Source organism: Bradyrhizobium sp. USDA3516 (assembly GCF_057651995.1).
The window spans coordinates 1,151,941-1,169,791 of the sequence record NZ_JBYGYN010000001.1 but is presented as its reverse complement, the minus strand read 5'-3'; the positions used below and the strand labels follow the sequence as shown (position 1 = coordinate 1,169,791).

Here is a 17,851-nt window from a genome sequence, read left to right as displayed (position 1 = left end):
TTGTCGCCCGGATGAGCACAGCGATAACCGGTGCCGCGCGCCGCATCCCGACGATATCCCCAATGCCGTGAGCAAATCATGCAACAAAAAACCGTCACCACGGACGTCCTCGACATCGCTTATCGCGAATATGGTGCTTCCGACGGCTGGCCCTGCATCATGGGGCATGGCTTTCCCTATGACGTGCACGCCTATGCCGAGACCGCGCCGATCCTCGCCGAGGCCGGCGCACGCGTGCTGGTGCCCTGGCTGCGCGGCTACGGGCCGACGCGGTTTCGCTTTCCCGAGACGCTGCGCTCCGGCGAGCAGGCGGCGCTCGGCGCCGATCTGTTGGCCTTCATGGATGCGCTCGGCATCAGGCGCGCAATCGTCGGCGGCTATGACTGGGGCGGGCGTGCCGCCTGTGTGGTCTCGGCGCTCCATCCGGAGCGCGTGATCGGTCTCGTCTCCGGCAATTCCTACAACATCCAGAACATCGCCCTCGCCATGGAGCCGGCCTCGCCGCCGGAGGAGGCGGCGTTCTGGTATCAATATCTGTTCCACAATGAGCGCGGCCGCCGCGCGCTGGAGCGCAACCGCCGCGGCTTTGCCCGTCAGCTCTGGACGATGTGGTCGCCGAAATGGGCCTTCGACGAGGCAACGTTCGAGACGAGCGCCGTGTCCTTCGACAATCCCGACTTCGTCGACGTCGTGATCCATTCCTACCGCCATCGCTACGCGCTGGGGGCGGGCGATCCCGCCTATGCGGGTCTAGAGGCAAAGCTCGCCGTGCAGCCGCCGATCCGCGTCCCGACGATCGCGATCGACGGCGACAGCGACGGCGTCAATTCCGGCACCGCCCACCACGCGCGCAAGTTCGAGGGATTTTTCGAGCGGCGCGTCTTCACCGATGCCGGCCATAATTTGCCGCAGGAGCGACCGGTCGAATGGGCACAGGCCGTGCTCGACGTGCGCGAGGCGGCGGAACGCGCCTGACCTTGCGAAGAACCGGGCGCGAGCAGACCGCCGCATTCGATCTTGATTTGCGTCAATGTTGCTGCCGATGAACGGTGTTCCGCTGGCTGTTGTCCCGGCCCGGCTCGTGCTATCCTGAATTGCGCCTCCGGGCTTTGCAACAGGAGTGGCCGCCATGACCAGCGCTTCCGACACGTCGCACCATGCGAGCCTTGGCTCGGGCATTGCCTCGCTGCACGCCAAATGGGGCTGGATCGTCGCACTCGGCGTCGTCTATCTGATCGCCGGCTTCGTTGCGCTCGGCAGCATGGTGATGGCGACGGTGGCGAGCGTGATCGTGGTCGGCGCCATGATGATCGTCGCCGGCGTGATGGAGATCGTCGGCGCATTCCAGCTGAAGAGCTGGGGCAAGTTTCTGATCTGGGCCTTGCTCGGCGCGCTCTATGTCGTCGCCGGTTTCCTGACCTTCGCGAACCCGCTGCTCGCGGCAGTCCTGCTGACGTTGTTCTTGGGCGCCTCGCTGATCGCCTCGGGCGCGGTGCGGCTGTTTCTCGCCTTCAGCATGAAGCGCGAGAGCCCGTGGGTGTGGGTCGCGCTGTCGGGCGCCGTCACGCTGCTGCTCGGCCTGTTGATCGTGGCGCGCTGGCCGGTGAACAGCGTCTACATCCTCGGCCTGTTCCTCGGTATCGACCTGATCATGGCCGGCGCCGGCTGGATCAGCCTGGGCTTTGCCATGAAGCGGCGCGGCTAGCGCGAGGTCATCAGCAGCTCGACGCAAGACCCTCTTGCGCAACTCCGCTGAGCTGAGGTGCTGACGACAAGCAGCACGTCGCGTGACCTGTTCGCGCGGCGATGATCATTTCGGGGAGAACCATGAAAGCCGCTTTGGCCCTGGCCGCAGCTTTGGCTGCCGCCTGCGTGTCCGCTCCTGTCTCCGCGCAAAAATCCTACGGTCCCGGGGTCAGCGACACCGAGATCAAGATCGGCAACACCATGCCCTATAGCGGCCCGGCGTCGCCGCTCAGCATCACGGGACGGGTGATCTCCGCCTATTTCGACGAGATCAACGAGAAGGGCGGCGTCAATGGCCGCAAGCTCAACCTGATCTCGCTCGACGATGCCTTCTCGCCGCCCAAGACCATGGAAGCCGCGCGGCGCCTCGTCGAAGGCGACGGCGTCGCCTTCATCTTCGCCACCATGGGCACGGCGCCGAGCTCGGCCATCGCGAAATATCTCAACAGCAACAAGGTGCCGCAGATCTTCCTGATCAGCTCGGCCTCGAAGTGGAACGATCCCGCCAACATGCCCTGGTCGATCGCGCTGCCCTGGGCGCCGAACTACACCAGCGAGGCTGCGATCGATGTCGCCTATGCCCGCGCCAGGAACCCGTATGCGCGCTTTGCCGTGCTCTACCAGAACGACGACGCGGGCAAGGAATATCTTCGTGGCGTCAAGGAGGCGCTCGGTGCGGAGGCCGACAAGGCGATCGCGATGGCCTCGAGCTTCGAGGTCGCTGATCCCACTGTCGATTCCCAGGTCCTGACGCTCGCCAATACCAAGGCCGACGTCTTCATGATCTATTCGGTGACGCCGCGCGCCTGCGCGCAGGCGATCCGCAAGGCGCACGAGGTCGGCTGGCAGCCGACGCGCTTTCTGGCCTCCGGCTGCGCCAACAAGGCTACCGTGATGGCGCCTGCTGGCCTGGAGGCCGGCAAGGGTGTGCTGTCGCTCGGCGCGCTCAAGCCGTTCGTCGAGGCGCCGAAGGACGATCCGGCGATGATGGCCTATATCGACTTCATGAAGAAGCGCCTGCCCAATGCCGACATCAACAACGTCGCCGGCCTCTACGGCTACACCGTCGCCGAGGCGCTGGTGGCGCTGCTGAAGCAGTGCAAGGACAATCTGACGCGCGAGAACATCATGGCGCAGGCCGCGAATCTGAAGAACGTGCCGCTGTCGCTCCTGATGCCCGGCATCACCCTCAACACCACGCCGCAGGATTTTCGCCCGATCAAGGACGGCTACATGCTGCAGTTTGACGGCAACGACTGGGTCGTGGCGAGCGAGCTGTTGCGCGGGACCTGACGTGCGGCAGAGACGCTGCACCCTCTCCCCTTGTGGGAGAGGGTGGATGCGCGAAGCGCAGCCGGGTGAGGGGTCTCTCTCAGCGAGTCTCGCTCGCAGTTGAACTCGCGGAGAGATACCCCTCATCCGGCGCTTCGCGCCACCTTCTCCCACAAGGGGAGAAGGAAAGAGGAGGATGCCATGGACTTCCAGCACTCCGCCCGTTCGCTCGAGCTGCAGGAGCGCGTCCGCCAGTTCATGCGGACATATGTCGAGCCGGTCGAGGAGCTCTATTACGAGCAGGTCAAGCCGGAAGCATCGCGCTACAGAACACCGCCTGTGTTGCAGGACCTGAAACGGCTCGCGCGCGAGCAGGGGCTGTGGAATCTGTTCCTGTCGGGCGAGCATGGGCCGGGGCTCACAAACCTGGACTATGCGCCCGTGAAGGAGATCATGGGCCGCATTCTATGGGCGCCCGAAATCTTCAACTGCTCGGCGCCCGACGTCGGCAACATGGAGGTGCTCGCGAACTACGGCACGCCGGCGCAGCAGGAGCGCTGGCTGAAACCGCTGCTGGAGGGGCGCATCCGCTCCGGCTTCTCGATGACTGAGCCGCAGGTCGCCTCCAGCGACGCCACCAACATCCAGTGCGAGATCAAGCGCGACGGCGACGACTACGTCATCAACGGCCGCAAATGGTTCACCTCCGGTGCGATGAACGAGGATTGCGAGATCCTGATCGTGATGGGCAAGACCGCGCCCGACCATCCCGATCGCCATCGTCAGCAATCCATGATCCTGGTGCCGAAGAATACGCGTGGGGTGCGCATCGTCCGCGACATGCTCACCTACGGCTATGACGATGCGCCGGTGGGCCACCCCGAGATCGTCTACGAGAACGTCCGCGTGCCCGCCGAGAACATTTTGCTCGGCGAGGGCCGCGGCTTCGAGATCGCGCAGGGCCGGCTCGGCCCCGGCCGTATCCACCATTGCATGCGGCTGATCGGCTGCGCCCAGCGTGCGCTCGAACTGATGTGCCAGCGCGCGGTCGCGCGCACAGCCTTCGGCAAGCCGCTCGCAGAGCAGGGCTCGGTGCGTGAGGACATCGCGCACTCCTTCTGCGAGATCGCGCAAGCCCGCCTGCTCACCTTGCAGGCCGCCGACAAGATGGACCGCGAGGGCAACAAGGCCGCGCGCGACCTGATCGCCGCGGCCAAGATCGTGGTCCCCAGCATGGCTGCCCGCGTCATCGACCGCGCCATCCAGATCCATGGCGCCGCCGGCGTGTCGCAGGACACGTTCCTCGCGCGCGCTTACGTCTACGCCCGCTTCATCCGCATCGGCGACGGGCCGGACCAGGTGCATCTCGCGGCCGTCGGAAAGGAGCTGATCAGGCGCGGCGGGGTCATGGGGTAGCTTTGGTCACGTTGCGGGCGACGCTTCGCAGCGTTGCGGCGGGCAGGTCCCAGGCTTTGCCATTGGCCTCGGATGACCGTAGTACAATAGTAACCACTGCTGATCGAGAGTGACCCTGCACGCCATGGCAGGTTCACCCAGGTGCAAGAGAACAGGTCGCTTTCGCGCGAGACAGCGTCTTCTGCCGACGTCACGGGACGCGGTCCCGCCGCCGATCTGCGGGCAATCAAGTTCGGCATGAGCCTGCGTTGGCTGCTGGTCGCGGCGCTCCTCCTGGTCGCCTTGCTCGTCCAGATGCCGATCGTCCTGAACCCGGATCTGGCCTGCCTGCTGACGGAGGGCGAGCAAGTCCTGGATGGCCGCAAGCCCGGCGTCGACCTCTTCGAGCTGAACCCACCCTTGTCGATCTATCTGTACATGCCGGCATCGATGCTGGCGCGAGCGACCGGCATTGCGCCCGAAGTGATCGTGATCATCCTGATCCTGGTCGAAATCGTCGCCGCGCTTCTGATGGTCGATCGTGCCGCTGCGGCGGCAAGGCTGGGGGCCGAAGAGCGGATCGTTGCGACCTGCCTGCTGGCGTTCTTGTTCGCAATTCTCCCGAGCGGCGTATTCGGGCAGCGCGAGCACGTCGCCGTCATTGCGCTGACCCCTTTCGTCGCCGTCACCGCGATCCGCTGGCGCGGCCTCAGCCCCGGACCGGTTGCGGTTTTCGCAGGAATTGGGGCCGGGCTCGCCATGAGCATCAAGCCCCACCTTGCCCTAGTCGTAGGGCTTCCGATCGTCCTTGCGATGGTCCGCAAGCGCTCGCTCAGGCCGTTGTTATCTCCGGAGGCGATGACGGCGGCTGCTGTCGTCATCGGTTATGGAGGGGTCCTCGTCATCGTCTTCCCCGCTTATCTGTTCGACTATGCGCCGATGGTCTCCGCCGCCTATCTGCCGTTGCGGATGAATCTGGGCGATCTGCTGTCTTTCCCGGCTATGGTGTTGGCTGGATCCATCGTGTTTCTCGGCCTGCTGGCCCCGCACGAGTTCAAGTTTGGAGGCAACGCGACCCCGTGGCTGGCCGCGGCCGTCGGCGGAGCTGCGAGCTTCGTCCTCCAGGGCAAGCATTGGACCTACACGGCGTATGCGCTCTGCGTCTTTGCGATTGCCGCGCCGCTGTTGCATGCGCGCATCAGGACGGCGCGAATGCCCGTCATGGTCGCCGGCCTCGCCGCCATTGCGTTCGTCGGCTACTGCCTGGCCTTGCAGGTCCGGCCGTTTCCGCCGCTCAAGGAGCGCATCCAGGCCCTCGCAAGCCATCCGCGGCTGATCACGATCGGCGATCACGTCGCGCTGGGGCATCCGCTCGTCCGTGAGGTCAACGGGACCTGGGTCGGCAGCTCCTGCGTGCAGCTGCTGGCGGGCGGCGCGATGATGCTCCAGAAGACGGCGCAGCCAACCCAAGGCGAGCGCGCAAGGCTGGACGGCATCATCGATTTCGAGCGACGGCACTTGCTCGCGGACCTGCGCGCCGGTCGCCCGGATGTGATCCTCGTGGATACGCAACTGCTGAGCGCGGTCCCGTTCGACTGGCTGGCCTGGGCAAGATCCGATCCCGACCTTGAGGCCGAGCTGAGCCGTTACCGCGAAGTCGAGGATGCCGGCGGCCGCGTCCGGATCCTGGTCGCTCGATCGGTTTGGGAGCGGTAACCCCGCTCGGTTGTGTGCGGACCGCGGCAGGCGTTGCAACGATTCCCCTCGGGCTCGTTGTTGGACGGACTCAAACCCCGGCATAAACGAGCTTGGTGAAGAATGCAGGGCTGATGACGAACTGGCCCCACTTGGCGTCGAAAGCCGCCGTCGGCTTGGCCGCGATGGTCTCGTCAAGCGAGCGGCCTTGCTGCTTCAGCGCGGCGACGTTGGTGCGAATGGCGATCAGCATGTCGTGGAAGCTCTTGAGGCCGGCCTTGTCGCTGACCGGAGGTCCGTGACCAGGGATCACGATCGTATTGTCGTTGATCCGGGAAAGCACGGCGCCGACAGCGGCAATCGTCCCGTTGATACTTCCGCCCGTGGAATAGTCAATGAACGGGTAGATGCCGTTCCAGTAGATGTCGCCGGCGTGGAAAATGTTCGGTTCGATGAATTCGACCGTGATGTCGCCGTCGGTATGCGCGGCAGGAAGGTGCTTCAGGCGGATGGTGGTGTTGTTGAACCTGAGCTCTTTCGTATCCGACATCGTTGCCGTTGGTATTGCGTCGTGGGGCGAGGCCGGGAAATCGACGTGCCAGTCGTCCACCCGCTGAGCGGACATCAAATGCTTGCGGGTGTTGACGTGGGCGATGATGGTCGCGCCCTCCGCGTTCAGCCATTCGTTTCCGTTGGCGTGGTCGAAGTGCCAGTGCGTGTTGATGAGGTGCCTCAATGGCTCCTTGCCGAGTCCCGCGAGGGCGTCGACGATCCTCGGCCGCGAGGCGCTGATCCCGGCATCGACCAGCAGCTTGCCCTCGGGCCCGACCAGCGCGGCGATGTTGCCCCCGGACCCTTCCAGGACAGCGATGTTGCCGCGGAGTCGGTGCACGTTGATGGGAGCCTTTGCCGCCTCGGCGCGGATCATATCGACGATTCCCTCGCCGTAAGCGAACGCCTCTCGGGGCGTCAGCCGGCCGCCTGATGTGGCGAGCGTGGTCGCGCCGATGCAGCACAAACAGAAGCCGCGGCGGGAGACTTGGGGTGTCCGGGTCATTGCATGCCTTTCCAGGCGCCGGCGTACATGCCGGCGCACCGATCAAGAGAGAGTTCGCCGCACGGCGCCGTGATCAATCGGGCCTTTGCGCCTACGCCTTGATGAACGCGAAGATGTCCTGATTGACGGTCTCGGGGTGCGTGCTGCACATGCCGTGCGGGAAGCCCGGATAGACCTTGAGCGTCCCGTTCTTGAGGAGCTTGACCGACAGCAAGGCCGCGTCTGCGATCGGTACGATCTGGTCGTCGTCGCCGTGCATCACCAGGACCGGCACGTCGATCTGCTTCAGATCGTCGGTGAAGTCAGTTTCCGAGAAGACCTTGATGCAGTCGTAATGCGCGTTTGCGCCGCCCATCATGCCCTGACGCCACCAATTCCGGATCAGTCCTTGCGATACCTTGGCCCCCTCGCGGTTGAAGCCATAGAAGGGCCCGCCGGCAACGTCGAGGTAGAACTGTGCGCGATTGGCCGCGAGCTGCGCTCGCAGATCGTCGAAGGCCGCCAGAGGCGTCCCGCCGGGATTTCGATCGGATTTCAGCATCACCGGCGGGATTGCACCGATGATGACCGCCTTTGCGACGCGTCCTTTGCCGTGGCGTGCCACATAGCGCGTGACCTCGCCGCCGCCGGTGGAATGTCCGACATGAATTGCATCGCGCAGATCGAGCGCAGCAGCCAGCTCCGCAACGTCGGCGGCGTAGGTGTCCATGTCGTTGCCGACCGCGGTCTGCGACGATCGCCCGTGTCCGCGCCGATCATGCGCGATGACCCGGAAGCCCTTGCTCAGGAAGAAGAGCATCTGGGCATCCCAGTCGTCGGCACTGAGCGGCCAGCCGTGATGGAAAACGATCGGCTGCCCCGAGCCCCAATCCTTGTAGAAGATCTCCGTGCCGTCCCGTGTCGTGATCGTGTTCATGGTCATGTTCCAATTCTCAGCTGCGAACCGGTGCTGCGGCGGCAAGCTCCGTGCGAGTCGTAGGGCGGCCGTCGATGCTCTCGTAAGCGGCCTTCGATTTGCCGAGCGTGTCCATCAGCGATCTGGGGCCCTCGAATGGTCTTCCGCCGATATGCCAGCCGTCGGTATGCAACTCCTCGATCAGAACCCAGACGACCTCGCGGAACGCCTCCGATCCTTCGAATTTCACCATCACATCGGTGATGGCGGCGGCCATGGCGTGCTTCTCCTCGGGCGTGAACACGCCGTCGACCAGCTTGATGTTGACGAACGGCATTTGATCCTCATGTTCTGCGTGGATGGATTGTCGCTCAGTCGGCAACGTCGATGACGATCTTGCCGTTCGCGCTGCGGCTCTCCATCAGCCGGTGCGCCTCGGCGGCTGATTCGAGCGTGAAGCGGCGCGGATCGAGCAGGGGCTTGATCTGTCCCGCCTCGGCGAGCCGCGTTGCCTCACGAAGGATCTCGCCATGATGCGCACGGCCCTGTCCTGTCAGCATCGGCAACAAGGTAAAAACGCCTGAATAGGTTGCCGCACGAAACGAAAGCGGAGCAAGCGAGTGGGTGCTCCAGCCGAGACAGCTGACCACGTGGCCAAAGCGCCTGACCGCATTGAAAGATGCGTCTATGGCGGACCCTCCCACCGTGTCGTAGACGACGTCGAAGCCGCGGCCGCCGGTGTGTTCCTCGACATAATCTTCGACGGTCGAGCGGTTGTAGTCGATCGCGACGGCGCCGAGCTTTTCGATGAGGTCCTGTTTCGCCGCTCTATCCGATGCGTACACCTTCGCACCAAAGGCTCGCGCGATCTGGATGACCATCTGGCCGACGCCGCCCGCTCCGTGGATCAGCAGCTTCTGGCGCGCCTGGATCTGGGCTCGATCGACGAGCCCCTCCCACGCGGTGATGAAAATGAGGGGAAGTGCCGCCGCCTCGCGCATGCTGAGATTGGCCGGCTTCGGCGCGAGCAGGTCGGCGTCCACATTAGCAAATGTTGCGAGGGAGCCCTGCAGGCCTCCCACGCCGCCCGTCAGTCCGTACACGTCGTCTCCGGGTGAGAATGCCGTGACATTGGGGCCGACAGCCTCGACGGTGCCAGCCAGATCGAGTCCGAGAATGGCCGGCAATGGATGCTTCGCATGCGGCGCGTTGCCGCTGCGGATCTTGAGGTCGAGAGGATTGACGCCACTCGCTTTGATCTGGACGAGGACCTCGCCCGGACCGGGTGAGGGCCGCACGACGGTGGTGCGAATGAACGGCCCACGGCTGTCGCGAACCACGAGAGCATCCATCGAACTGCTTGCGACCATTGCCAGACTGCGTCCCTTGAGGCGCCTGCCGGAGGCAAGCGCTGGTGCAACGGACCATGCGCGGTGCAAGGCCTTGCGGCCAGTGAAACGTTGTGAATTGTCGTGAGGCGCGCGAGAGCGGGAGTACGGGCGGGCGGACAGAAGGCCTACGACAACTCCGCCAGAAGAGTGCCTGCAGAGCGCAGGTCGGCAGTCTCGAAACCTTCGTTAAATTTTCCTATGGTCGTGGCCAGCACGTGGCGCGCGCGCATGTCATTGCCGTCCGCGCGGAGCAGGCGAGCCAGGCTCGAGGCCGCCCGCAACTCCCATGAAAGGGCTCCTTGCCGTTGTGCCCAATCGATCGATTGCAGGAAGCAGCGCTCGGCGCCTGCAAAGTCCGCGGCATCGCGCCGCAGCAATATCTCTCCTTTCACGCGCAGGAGTTCGGCCACATACCAAAGCTCTTCCTTCTGCCTGCTGCGGTCGAGCCCCCTCTCGACGGTCGCGAGCGCCTCTGAAACCCGCCCTGCCGAGGCCAATCCTTCCGCAAGAATGCACAGGAAAGCGGTGCTGTAGTGAACGAGCATGCTGCCTTGCTGCAGTTGATCGAGTGTCCATGAAAGCAGCTCTGCTCCCGCGCCGGCATCGCCCTGCCTTATTAGGAGAACAGCTTTCCAGCATCGTGCAAAAACCTCCCACTGGGCGAGTGCATGGGTTGACGCAAGATGGAGCAGGGCGTCGATAGAATCTCTTGCTCCCGTGAGATCACCGGTCAGTAGGGCGATGGGACATGGTCCTCGCGCCAACGCATCGCACAGGGATATCGCGTGGCCGGTGACACGGGCTTCCTCGGTGCCCTCGTGCGCCACCCGGGTCGCCTTGTCGGGGAAGCCCTGTAGCCACAGCAGCTGAGCCAGCAACACTCGCGACGCCACGACCTGATCGAATCTGAAACGGGGCGCGCTTTCCGGAGCCGCACGGCGCGGCGGCGGGCTCGCGAGAAAGCGCTCGACGTGACGGCGCGAGCCGGCGATGTCGCCCAGGCAGAACAGCGGCACACCGATCAGTCGATTGCCGTTGGGAAGATCGATGCCGCTTTCCGAGATCGTGAAGAAGCGCTGCCCTGTTTGCAGCGCCGCCCGATATTCTCCCGATCCGATCTGGCAGAACCACAAGCCCCAGAGCGCTTGCAACTGCTCCTCGATGTCTTGGAGGCTCTCGGCAATCTCCAATGCCTTTTCCCAGGCGATAGAAGCTTGCGGTGCAAGACCGATGGTGAAAATCCGAGCCAGTCCGAGTGCCATATAAAGTCGCATCACCTCGCGCGCATGGGCGTCCCGCCCCGGCCCTGGCGCGATGGTTGCCAGCGCGCGCTGTACGCCGTCGCGGCATTCGTCGACCGATGAGAGTTGAAACCAAAGCGGTATCGCGGCCACCGTGAGCGGTATTCTGACGGAATGGTCGCCTCCAGGTGAAAAAGCCCAGTCGAGCGCGGTCCGCAGATCGTTGACATGTCGGCCATGCCGGTCGAGCCACTCAGGCCCCGTTAGCGGCTCAATTTCCCTCAGCGCTTCATTCAGGGTCGCGCACAGGTACTGCGCGAGCCGGGACATCACGACGTCGAACTCGCGGGCTTCAGACAGCTTGGCTAGCGCATAGGCGCGCGTCGTATCGAGCAGGCGATAACGGGCGACCCTGCCGTGGGCCACCGCGACGAGCGATTTCGCAATCAGGTTGGCCAGAGTTTCGGTGACGTCCGCATTTGCGGTCTCAGCCTCGCTCGCAACCGCGCTGGCTCCTTCGAACGTGAAGTCTCCGACGAATACGGCCAGCCGTCGCAGCACCGTTCGTTCGTCTGCCGAAAGCGATTCGTAACTCCAGTCGAGCGTGGCGCCCAGCGTCTGGTGCCGGGGCAGGGCCGTCCGTCGGCCTCCCGTCAGAAAGCGAAAGCGGTCGTCGAGGCGCTCCGCGATTCCCCGGGTGCCGAACGCATCGACCCGACCTGCCGCCAGTTCGATTGCCAGCGCAATGCCGTCGAGCTGGCGGCAAATATCCGCAACGATCGGTGCATCGCTGTCGTTCAGCTCAAATCCGTTGCTAGCTGACGCTGCGCGTTCGACGAACAGTTGCACGGCAGGAAAATCGAGCGCCTGGGCAGCCGTCAGTCCCGCCGCTATCGGCGGTGTTTCCAATGACGGCAGTTGATAGACGCTCTCGCCTTCTGCTCGCAGCGCCTCGCGACTCGTTGCCAGAATTCGGACGTTTGGCGCCTCTTTCAACAGCGCTTCGGCAAGAGTGGCGGCAGCTCCGACCACTCGCTCGCAGCTGTCGAACACGAGCAACATGTCCTTCTCTCGAAGGAATCCGATGACACGGGGAAGCGGGTCTTCGGAGATATTTGCAAGCTTGAGCGTCGAGGCCAGGACACTCGCGAGCAGCTGGGGATCGACCAAGGGTCCGAGGTCGAGAAAGCCGACACTGTCCCTGTAAGAGGCCTCCAGTTGTTCCGCGACTGCCAGGCCTAACGTCGTTTTGCCGATGCCGCCGGGGCCGACGATCGTGACCAGGCGAGAACGCGCTAACCGTTCTTTGACAGTCTCGATGGCTGCGTCGCGCCCGATCGGAGGTGTGAGCTGCCTCGGCAGGTTGATCCTGCGATCCTGGCTCTTGAGGGCGTGATTGCTGTCGTCGTCACGGCTCGCGATCGGTGCCGTAAACCGATAGCCGCGGCCGGCAACCGCGGAAATATACCTGGCGCTACCCTCGCCATCACCGAGCGCTTTCCGTAGCAGCGCGACCTGAGCCCTAAGATTCGAATCATCGACGACGGTGTGGGGCCACACCCGCGCGACCAGTTCGTCTTTCGTGAGCAGTTCTCCGGCGCGGTCAGTCAAGGCGATCAGCAGGCCCAGAGCGCGGCTTCCGACGCGTATTGGCGTGTCGCCCTTCAACAACAGGTGGCGGTCGGGAAGCAGCTTGAACGGACCGAAGGTGATGGTCCGATCGATTGGTGACGCTTCAACCATTCCGGGACAATTCCAGGAGCAATGGCTATCATATTATTCCGCTGACGGAGCGCACAAGAAAGGCCGAATGCGACATTTTGGGACTGAATTGCTGCGCGGTTTGCGAAGCTGCGTAACGCGGCTTGTGTCGGACCTGCCCGAATGCCCGCCATTGGCACGATGACATCATGCTCTTGTTTTGCCCGACGAGTCAAAATCAACCCGTCGAAACAGCCGGTGTTTGCCCCGTCCGGCCAAGCCATTGAAAAACCTCACCCCGTCTACTGTGCATGGGGTTGTTTTCTCAGTTTTTGCTGGAGCACCGTTTTCGCGGCGCCAGGTGAGGCGCTAGCCCGCCTTGGCGATGCGATTGTCCGCCCCCGCCCGCAGGTTCTGGAAGAACGTCTCCACCTCCCGCGACAGCGTCTGCGCCGTCTCGGTCAGGCTGCTGGCGGCGGTGAGGACCGACGCCGCCGCCGTATCGGTTTCGCCGATGGCGTCGCGCAGCGAGGTGATATTCGCCACCAGCGTCTCGTTGCCTTGCGCGGCGCTTTGCGCGTTGGAGGAGATCTCGCGCGTGGCCTGGTCCTGCTGACTGACGGCGCCGGCTATGGCGGAGGTGACCTCGTTGATCTCGCGCACCGCCCCGCCGATCTCGCGGACGGCGTCGACGGCGTTGCGCGTCGAGGCCTGGATCATGGCGACGTTCTCGCTGATCTCGGCCGTGGCCTTGGCGGTCTGGCCGGCGAGCGCCTTCACCTCGTGGGCGACGACGGCAAAGCCGCGGCCGGCATCGCCGGCGCGCGCCGCCTCGATGGTGGCGTTCAGCGCGAGCAGGTTGGTCTGCTCGGCGATGGCCTGGATCAGGCTGAGCACGCCGTCGATGCGTTGCGTGGCCGCAGCGAGGCTCTCGATCTCGGAGATCGACTTCTCGGTGCGCTGGCCGGTCTGCTCGACCGCGCCGGCGCTCTGCCGCACCTGGCGGCCGATCTCCACCACCGAGGCCGAAAGCTCCTCGGCCGCGCCCGCGACCGCGGTGACGTTGTGCGAGGCCCGCTCGGTGGCGTTCGCCGCGGTGCCGGCACGGCTGTTCGCATCCGCCGTGACACGCGTGATGGTCTGCGCGGTCTCGCGCATGACCGAGGCGTTGTCGCTGAGGCCGCGCATGATCGCGCCGATCGCCTCGCGGAATTGCTCGACGGACCGCTCGACGTGACGGGCGCGCTCCTCGCGCGCGGCGGCGTCCTGCGACACTTGCGAGGCGAGGTTGCGGTTGCGCCCCATCGAGTCCTGGAACACCTGGATGGCGCGGGCCAGCGCGCCGATCTCGTCGGCGCGGTTGGCGTGCGGCACCACGACATCTTCGGCGCCGTCGGCGACCTGCTTGATGGTGGCGGTGATCGCGGCGAGCGGCCGGGCGATCGAGCGGGCAATGATGACGATGCCGGCGACGACGAGGGCCAGCGCCATGCCGCCGAGGCAGGTGAGGATGAACGACAATGTGCGGGCGGTCTCGGTCTGCTGCGCGATCTGCCTGCCGCGCTCGGCATAGACCTTGGACAGCGCCTCGAGGTCCTTGTTCAGCGCCGAGCGCACGCTGCGATTGGCGTCGTTGTCGCCCCATTCGCGGCCCGCCGCCGCGTTGATCTCGACGCCGCGCCGCACCAGCTCCTTGCGGAACTCGACGAACTGCTCGATGCGCTTCTTGAAGGTGGCGAACTGCTCGGCATCGTCGGCCTTGACGATGGTCTCCCAGCGCTTCACGACGTCGAGGATCTGGGCGCTGAACTTGAGCAGGCCGTCGCCGTATTTCTTCACCACGGCCGGCTCGGTCGACATGTAGATGCCGCGGGATTCCATCACCACCGCATAGACGAGGGAGTTGACCCGCTCGACATTCAGCGCGGCGGCATTGGCCGTCTCGATCGCGACTGCGAGGTCCGCGCTGCGGCGGCTGTTGTAGTCGGACAATATCGCGATCGCTGCGGTGAGCAGCGCGAACAGCGCGAAGATCGCATAGAGCTTGCTGGCAAGCGTGAAGCGGCCTGCCGGCTTGACGGCATTCCCAGATCGGTCGGATGTCATGGTGTTCAAGGAGCCCGGATTGGCCTGACCGGCCGGTGAACGGGGTCAGGCAAAATCGATGCAAAACTATGCAGGACGAAGATGGACGCTGTGTTAACGCAGCCCCTGGCCGCCTCCGTCCTTGGTCGAAGGAAAGGCAAGTCATTTCAGCGTCTTGATCCCACGGTTTAGTTTCGGGATAGTCCTTTGGGATAGTCTTGGAGTCGGCCGCTGGCCGAGCAACCCCGGAGAGACCCTTGGTCTACCGCCACAGCATCGACGCCACGACCTACAGCTTCCCTGACCTGCGCGACCTGCTCGCCAAGGCGACGCCTCCGCGCTCCGGCGACCGGCTGGCCGGCATTGCCGCAGCCAGCTCCGAGCAGATGATCGCCGCGCGGATGGCTCTCGCCGATGTGCCGCTCGGCCAGTTCCTGCAGGAAGCCATCATTCCCTATGAGGAAGATGAGGTCACCCGCCTCGTCATCGACAGCCACGACGCCAAGGCGTTCGCGCCGGTGGCATCGCTGACGGTCGGCGCCTTCCGCGACTGGCTGCTGTCGGACGCCGCAACGCCCCAGATCCTGCGCACGCTGGCGCCCGGCATCACGCCGGAGATGGCGGCCGCGGTGTCGAAGCTGATGCGCAACCAGGATCTGATCCTGGCGGCACGCAAATGCGAGGTCACCACCGCCTTTCGCAACACCATCGGCCTGAAGGGGCGGATGAGCACGCGCCTGCAGCCGAACCATCCCTTCGACGATGCCAGGGGCATCACCGCCTCGATCCTCGACGGCATCCTGTTGGGGGCGGGCGATGCCTGCATCGGCATCAATCCCGCCAGTGACGATCCGGCCGTCATCGCGCAATTGCTGCGGCTGCTCGACGAGATCATCGCCCGGCTGCAAATCCCGACGCAAGGCTGCGTCCTGACCCATGTCACGACGACGCTGTCGCTGATCGGGCAGGGCGTGCCGGTTGACCTCGTCTTCCAATCGGTCGCGGGCACCGAGGCCGTCAACCGCAGCTTCGGCATCGACCTCACGCTGCTGAAGGAGGCCCAGGAGGCCGGGCTGTCGCAGTCGCGCGGCACCGTCGGGCGGAACCTGATGTATTTCGAGACCGGCCAGGGCTCGGCGCTGTCGGCGGGCGCCCATCACGGCGTCGACCAGCAGACCTGCGAGGCGCGCGCCTATGCGGTCGCCCGCGCCTTTGCCCCCCTGCTCGTCAACAGCGTGGTCGGCTTCATCGGCCCCGAATATCTCTACGACGGCAAGGAAATCATCCGCGCCGGGCTGGAGGATCATTTCTGCGGCAAGCTGCTCGGCCTGCCGCTCGGGGTCGACATCTGCTACACCAACCACGCCGAGGCGGATCAGGACGACATGGACAATCTCCTGACGCTGCTCGCCGCCGCCGGCGTCACCTTCATCATGGGCGTTCCCGGTGCCGACGACGTCATGCTGAACTACCAGTCGACGTCTTTTCACGACGCGCTCTATGTCCGGGACGTCTTCGCGCTGCGCCGCGCGCCGGAATTCGACGACTGGCTGGCGCGCTCGGGCATTGCAGGCGCCGATTTCCGGATTGCCGGCGATGCAGGCCTGCTCCCCGATTTTGCCGCGCGGCTGATCGCGTGAGGCGGAGGGGCAGCCGCTCAGGAAACCATCGGTGCGTCCAGCGATTATGCTCTCGCCACAATATTGAGAAATTCCAGCCGCAGCATTACGCTATGTGTCGGGCTGGCGATTTCCGCAACCAGGTCGTGGCGGGGGAGCTTTGATGCGAGCTGAAAGTAACGGAACGTCCCGGCGGATTCTCTGCGTGTTTCCGCGCTACACCTCGTCCTTTGGCACGTTCGAGCATTCCTATCCCCTGACCGATGGCGTCCGCGCCTTCATGCCGCCGCAAGGACTGCTGCTGATCTCCGCCTATCTTCCGAAAGAATGGCAGGTCAAATTCGTCGACGAGAATTTGCGCCGCACGACCAGGGAGGAGTTCGAATGGGCGGAAGCGGTCTTCGTCAGCGGCATGCACATCCAGCGCCAGCAGATGAACGACATCTGCCGCCGCGCCCATGAGTTCGATCTGCCGGTCGCGCTCGGCGGTCCCTCCGTCAGCGCCTGTCCCGACTATTACCCGTCCTTCGATTATCTGCATGTCGGCGAGCTCGGCGATGCCACCAACCAGCTGATCGAGATCCTGTCGCGCGACACCTCGCGGCCCGAACAGCAGGTCGTGCTCACGACCAAGGACCGCGTGCCGATGACGGAGTTTCCGATCCCGGCCTACGAGCTCGCCGATGTCAAAAAATACTTCCTCGGCAGCATCCAATATTCCAGCGGCTGTCCCTATCAGTGCGAGTTCTGCGACATCCCCGGCCTCTACGGCCGCAATCCGCGCATCAAGGCGCCGCAGCAGATCATCGCCGAGCTCGACCGCCTGCGCGAATGCGGCATGACCGACACGGTCTATTTCGTCGACGACAATTTCATCGGCAACCGCAAGGCGGCCATGGACCTGCTGCCGCACCTGATCGAGTGGCAGAAGCGGACCGGCTATGTGGTGCGGCTCGCCTGCGAGGCGACGCTCAACATCGCCAAGCGCCCCGAGATCCTCGAGAAGATGCGCGAGGCCTATTTCATCACCATCTTCTGCGGCATCGAGACGCCCGATCCCGACGCGCTGAAGGCGATGCAGAAGGACCACAACATGATGGTCCCGATCCTGGAAGGCGTGCGCACCATCAACTCCTACGGCATGGAGGTGGTCTCGGGCATCATCATGGGGCTCGACACCGACAAGCCGAACACCTCGGAGGCTTTGCTCGCCTTCGTCGAGGAGTCCCGGATTCCGCTGCTCACCATCAACCTGCTGCAGGCGCTGCCGAAGACGCCGCTATGGGACCGTCTGGAGCGCGAGGGACGCCTGGTCCACGACGACAGCCGCGATTCCAACGTCGACTTCCTGTTGCCCTATGACGAGGTCATAGCTTCCTGGAAGCATGCCATGGCGGTCGCTTACGCGCCCGAGAAGGTTTACGCACGCTTTCAGCATCAATGCGATCACGTCTATGTGCACCGCCTGAAGATGCCGGTGCCAGACGAGATGAAGACCTGGCGCAACATCCGGCGCGGCCTCGTCATGCTGCGCAATATCTTCTGGAAGGTCGGCGTGCTCGGCAACTACAGGCGCGTGTTCTGGAAGTTCGCGCTGGGGCGCATCAAGCGCGGCGATCTCGAAGGCCTGATCGGCTGCACGCTGATTGCGCACCATCTCATCACCTTTGCGCGAGCGGCCTCCAGCGGGGAGCAGAACGCATCGAACTATTCGATCCGGCTGCGCGAGGCCGCCGTGCCCGCCGAATGATGCC

Annotated in this window: 13 protein-coding genes; 7 read left to right on the top strand and 6 right to left on the bottom strand. The window is 64.5% G+C overall.

Annotated elements, in window-relative coordinates:
* Nucleotides 1-78 precede the first annotated feature (78 nt).
* The 5 genes from AC24YW_RS05550 to AC24YW_RS05530 all read left to right on the top strand — a co-directional run bounded on the left by AC24YW_RS05550 (nucleotide 79) and on the right by AC24YW_RS05530 (nucleotide 6,129).
* The gene (locus tag AC24YW_RS05550; protein WP_487481757.1) at nucleotides 79-975 is read left to right on the top strand and encodes an alpha/beta fold hydrolase; all 897 of its coding nucleotides are present in this window, start codon (nucleotides 79-81) and stop codon (nucleotides 973-975) included.
* Nucleotides 976-1,129: 154 nt separating this feature from the next.
* Nucleotides 1,130-1,705, top strand: a complete 576-nt coding sequence (locus AC24YW_RS05545; RefSeq protein WP_487481756.1) for an HdeD family acid-resistance protein — start codon at nucleotides 1,130-1,132, stop codon at nucleotides 1,703-1,705.
* A 122-nt stretch (nucleotides 1,706-1,827) separates the two neighbouring features.
* Nucleotides 1,828-3,039 (top strand): ABC transporter substrate-binding protein, encoded by a 1,212-nt coding sequence (locus AC24YW_RS05540; RefSeq protein WP_487481755.1) that lies wholly within the window; start codon nucleotides 1,828-1,830, stop codon nucleotides 3,037-3,039.
* A gap of 180 nt (nucleotides 3,040-3,219) precedes the next feature.
* Entirely contained in the window at nucleotides 3,220-4,434 is a 1,215-nt protein-coding gene (locus tag AC24YW_RS05535; RefSeq protein ID WP_487481754.1) for an acyl-CoA dehydrogenase family protein, read from the top strand.
* Between the two features lie 141 nt (nucleotides 4,435-4,575).
* Nucleotides 4,576-6,129 carry a hypothetical protein gene (locus tag AC24YW_RS05530; RefSeq protein ID WP_487481753.1) on the top strand — a complete coding sequence of 518 codons (1,554 nt, stop codon included), beginning with the start codon at nucleotides 4,576-4,578 and terminating at the stop codon, nucleotides 6,127-6,129.
* 70 nt (nucleotides 6,130-6,199) lie between these two features.
* Here the strand turns inward: AC24YW_RS05530 and AC24YW_RS05525 are convergent, their stop codons facing one another.
* The 6 genes from AC24YW_RS05525 to AC24YW_RS05500 form a co-directional block, all read right to left on the bottom strand.
* Entirely contained in the window at nucleotides 6,200-7,165 is a 966-nt protein-coding gene (locus AC24YW_RS05525) for an MBL fold metallo-hydrolase (protein WP_487481752.1), read from the bottom strand.
* 91 nt (nucleotides 7,166-7,256) lie between these two features.
* The gene (locus AC24YW_RS05520; protein ID WP_487481861.1) at nucleotides 7,257-8,081 is read right to left on the bottom strand and encodes an alpha/beta fold hydrolase; all 825 of its coding nucleotides are present in this window, start codon (nucleotides 8,079-8,081) and stop codon (nucleotides 7,257-7,259) included.
* Nucleotides 8,082-8,097: 16 nt separating this feature from the next.
* Nucleotides 8,098-8,397, bottom strand: a complete 300-nt coding sequence (locus AC24YW_RS05515; RefSeq protein WP_487481751.1) for a tautomerase family protein — start codon at nucleotides 8,395-8,397, stop codon at nucleotides 8,098-8,100.
* Between the two features lie 34 nt (nucleotides 8,398-8,431).
* On the bottom strand, nucleotides 8,432-9,412 hold the full coding sequence (locus tag AC24YW_RS05510; protein ID WP_487481860.1) for a zinc-dependent alcohol dehydrogenase family protein: 981 nt from the start codon (nucleotides 9,410-9,412) through the stop codon (nucleotides 8,432-8,434).
* 164 nt (nucleotides 9,413-9,576) lie between these two features.
* Nucleotides 9,577-12,435 (bottom strand): ATP-binding protein, encoded by a 2,859-nt coding sequence (locus tag AC24YW_RS05505; RefSeq protein ID WP_487481750.1) that lies wholly within the window; start codon nucleotides 12,433-12,435, stop codon nucleotides 9,577-9,579.
* Nucleotides 12,436-12,762: 327 nt separating this feature from the next.
* Nucleotides 12,763-14,499 (bottom strand): methyl-accepting chemotaxis protein, encoded by a 1,737-nt coding sequence (locus AC24YW_RS05500; protein ID WP_487481749.1) that lies wholly within the window; start codon nucleotides 14,497-14,499, stop codon nucleotides 12,763-12,765.
* 236 nt (nucleotides 14,500-14,735) lie between these two features.
* Between AC24YW_RS05500 and AC24YW_RS05495 the strand changes: the two genes are divergently transcribed.
* Both AC24YW_RS05495 and AC24YW_RS05490 read left to right on the top strand, forming a co-directional pair.
* Nucleotides 14,736-16,118, top strand: coding sequence for an ethanolamine ammonia-lyase subunit EutB (locus tag AC24YW_RS05495; RefSeq protein ID WP_487481748.1), 1,383 nt, complete (start codon nucleotides 14,736-14,738; stop codon nucleotides 16,116-16,118).
* A gap of 142 nt (nucleotides 16,119-16,260) precedes the next feature.
* Entirely contained in the window at nucleotides 16,261-17,847 is a 1,587-nt protein-coding gene (locus AC24YW_RS05490; RefSeq protein ID WP_487481747.1) for a B12-binding domain-containing radical SAM protein, read from the top strand.
* Nucleotides 17,848-17,851: the final 4 nt, after the last annotated feature.

Coding starts and splice junctions, on each gene's coding strand:
- AC24YW_RS05550 (WP_487481757.1), top strand. CDS start 79: ATGCAACAAAAAACCGTCACCACGGACGTCCTCGACATCGCTTATCGC.
- AC24YW_RS05545 (WP_487481756.1), top strand. CDS start 1,130: ATGACCAGCGCTTCCGACACGTCGCACCATGCGAGCCTTGGCTCGGGC.
- AC24YW_RS05540 (WP_487481755.1), top strand. CDS start 1,828: ATGAAAGCCGCTTTGGCCCTGGCCGCAGCTTTGGCTGCCGCCTGCGTG.
- AC24YW_RS05535 (WP_487481754.1), top strand. CDS start 3,220: ATGGACTTCCAGCACTCCGCCCGTTCGCTCGAGCTGCAGGAGCGCGTC.
- AC24YW_RS05525 (WP_487481752.1), bottom strand. CDS start 7,165: ATGACCCGGACACCCCAAGTCTCCCGCCGCGGCTTCTGTTTGTGCTGC.
- AC24YW_RS05520 (WP_487481861.1), bottom strand. CDS start 8,081: ATGAACACGATCACGACACGGGACGGCACGGAGATCTTCTACAAGGAT.
- AC24YW_RS05515 (WP_487481751.1), bottom strand. CDS start 8,397: ATGCCGTTCGTCAACATCAAGCTGGTCGACGGCGTGTTCACGCCCGAG.
- AC24YW_RS05510 (WP_487481860.1), bottom strand. CDS start 9,412: ATGGATGCTCTCGTGGTTCGCGACAGCCGTGGGCCGTTCATTCGCACC.
- AC24YW_RS05505 (WP_487481750.1), bottom strand. CDS start 12,435: ATGGTTGAAGCGTCACCAATCGATCGGACCATCACCTTCGGTCCGTTC.
- AC24YW_RS05500 (WP_487481749.1), bottom strand. CDS start 14,499: ATGACATCCGACCGATCTGGGAATGCCGTCAAGCCGGCAGGCCGCTTC.
- AC24YW_RS05490 (WP_487481747.1), top strand. CDS start 16,261: ATGCGAGCTGAAAGTAACGGAACGTCCCGGCGGATTCTCTGCGTGTTT.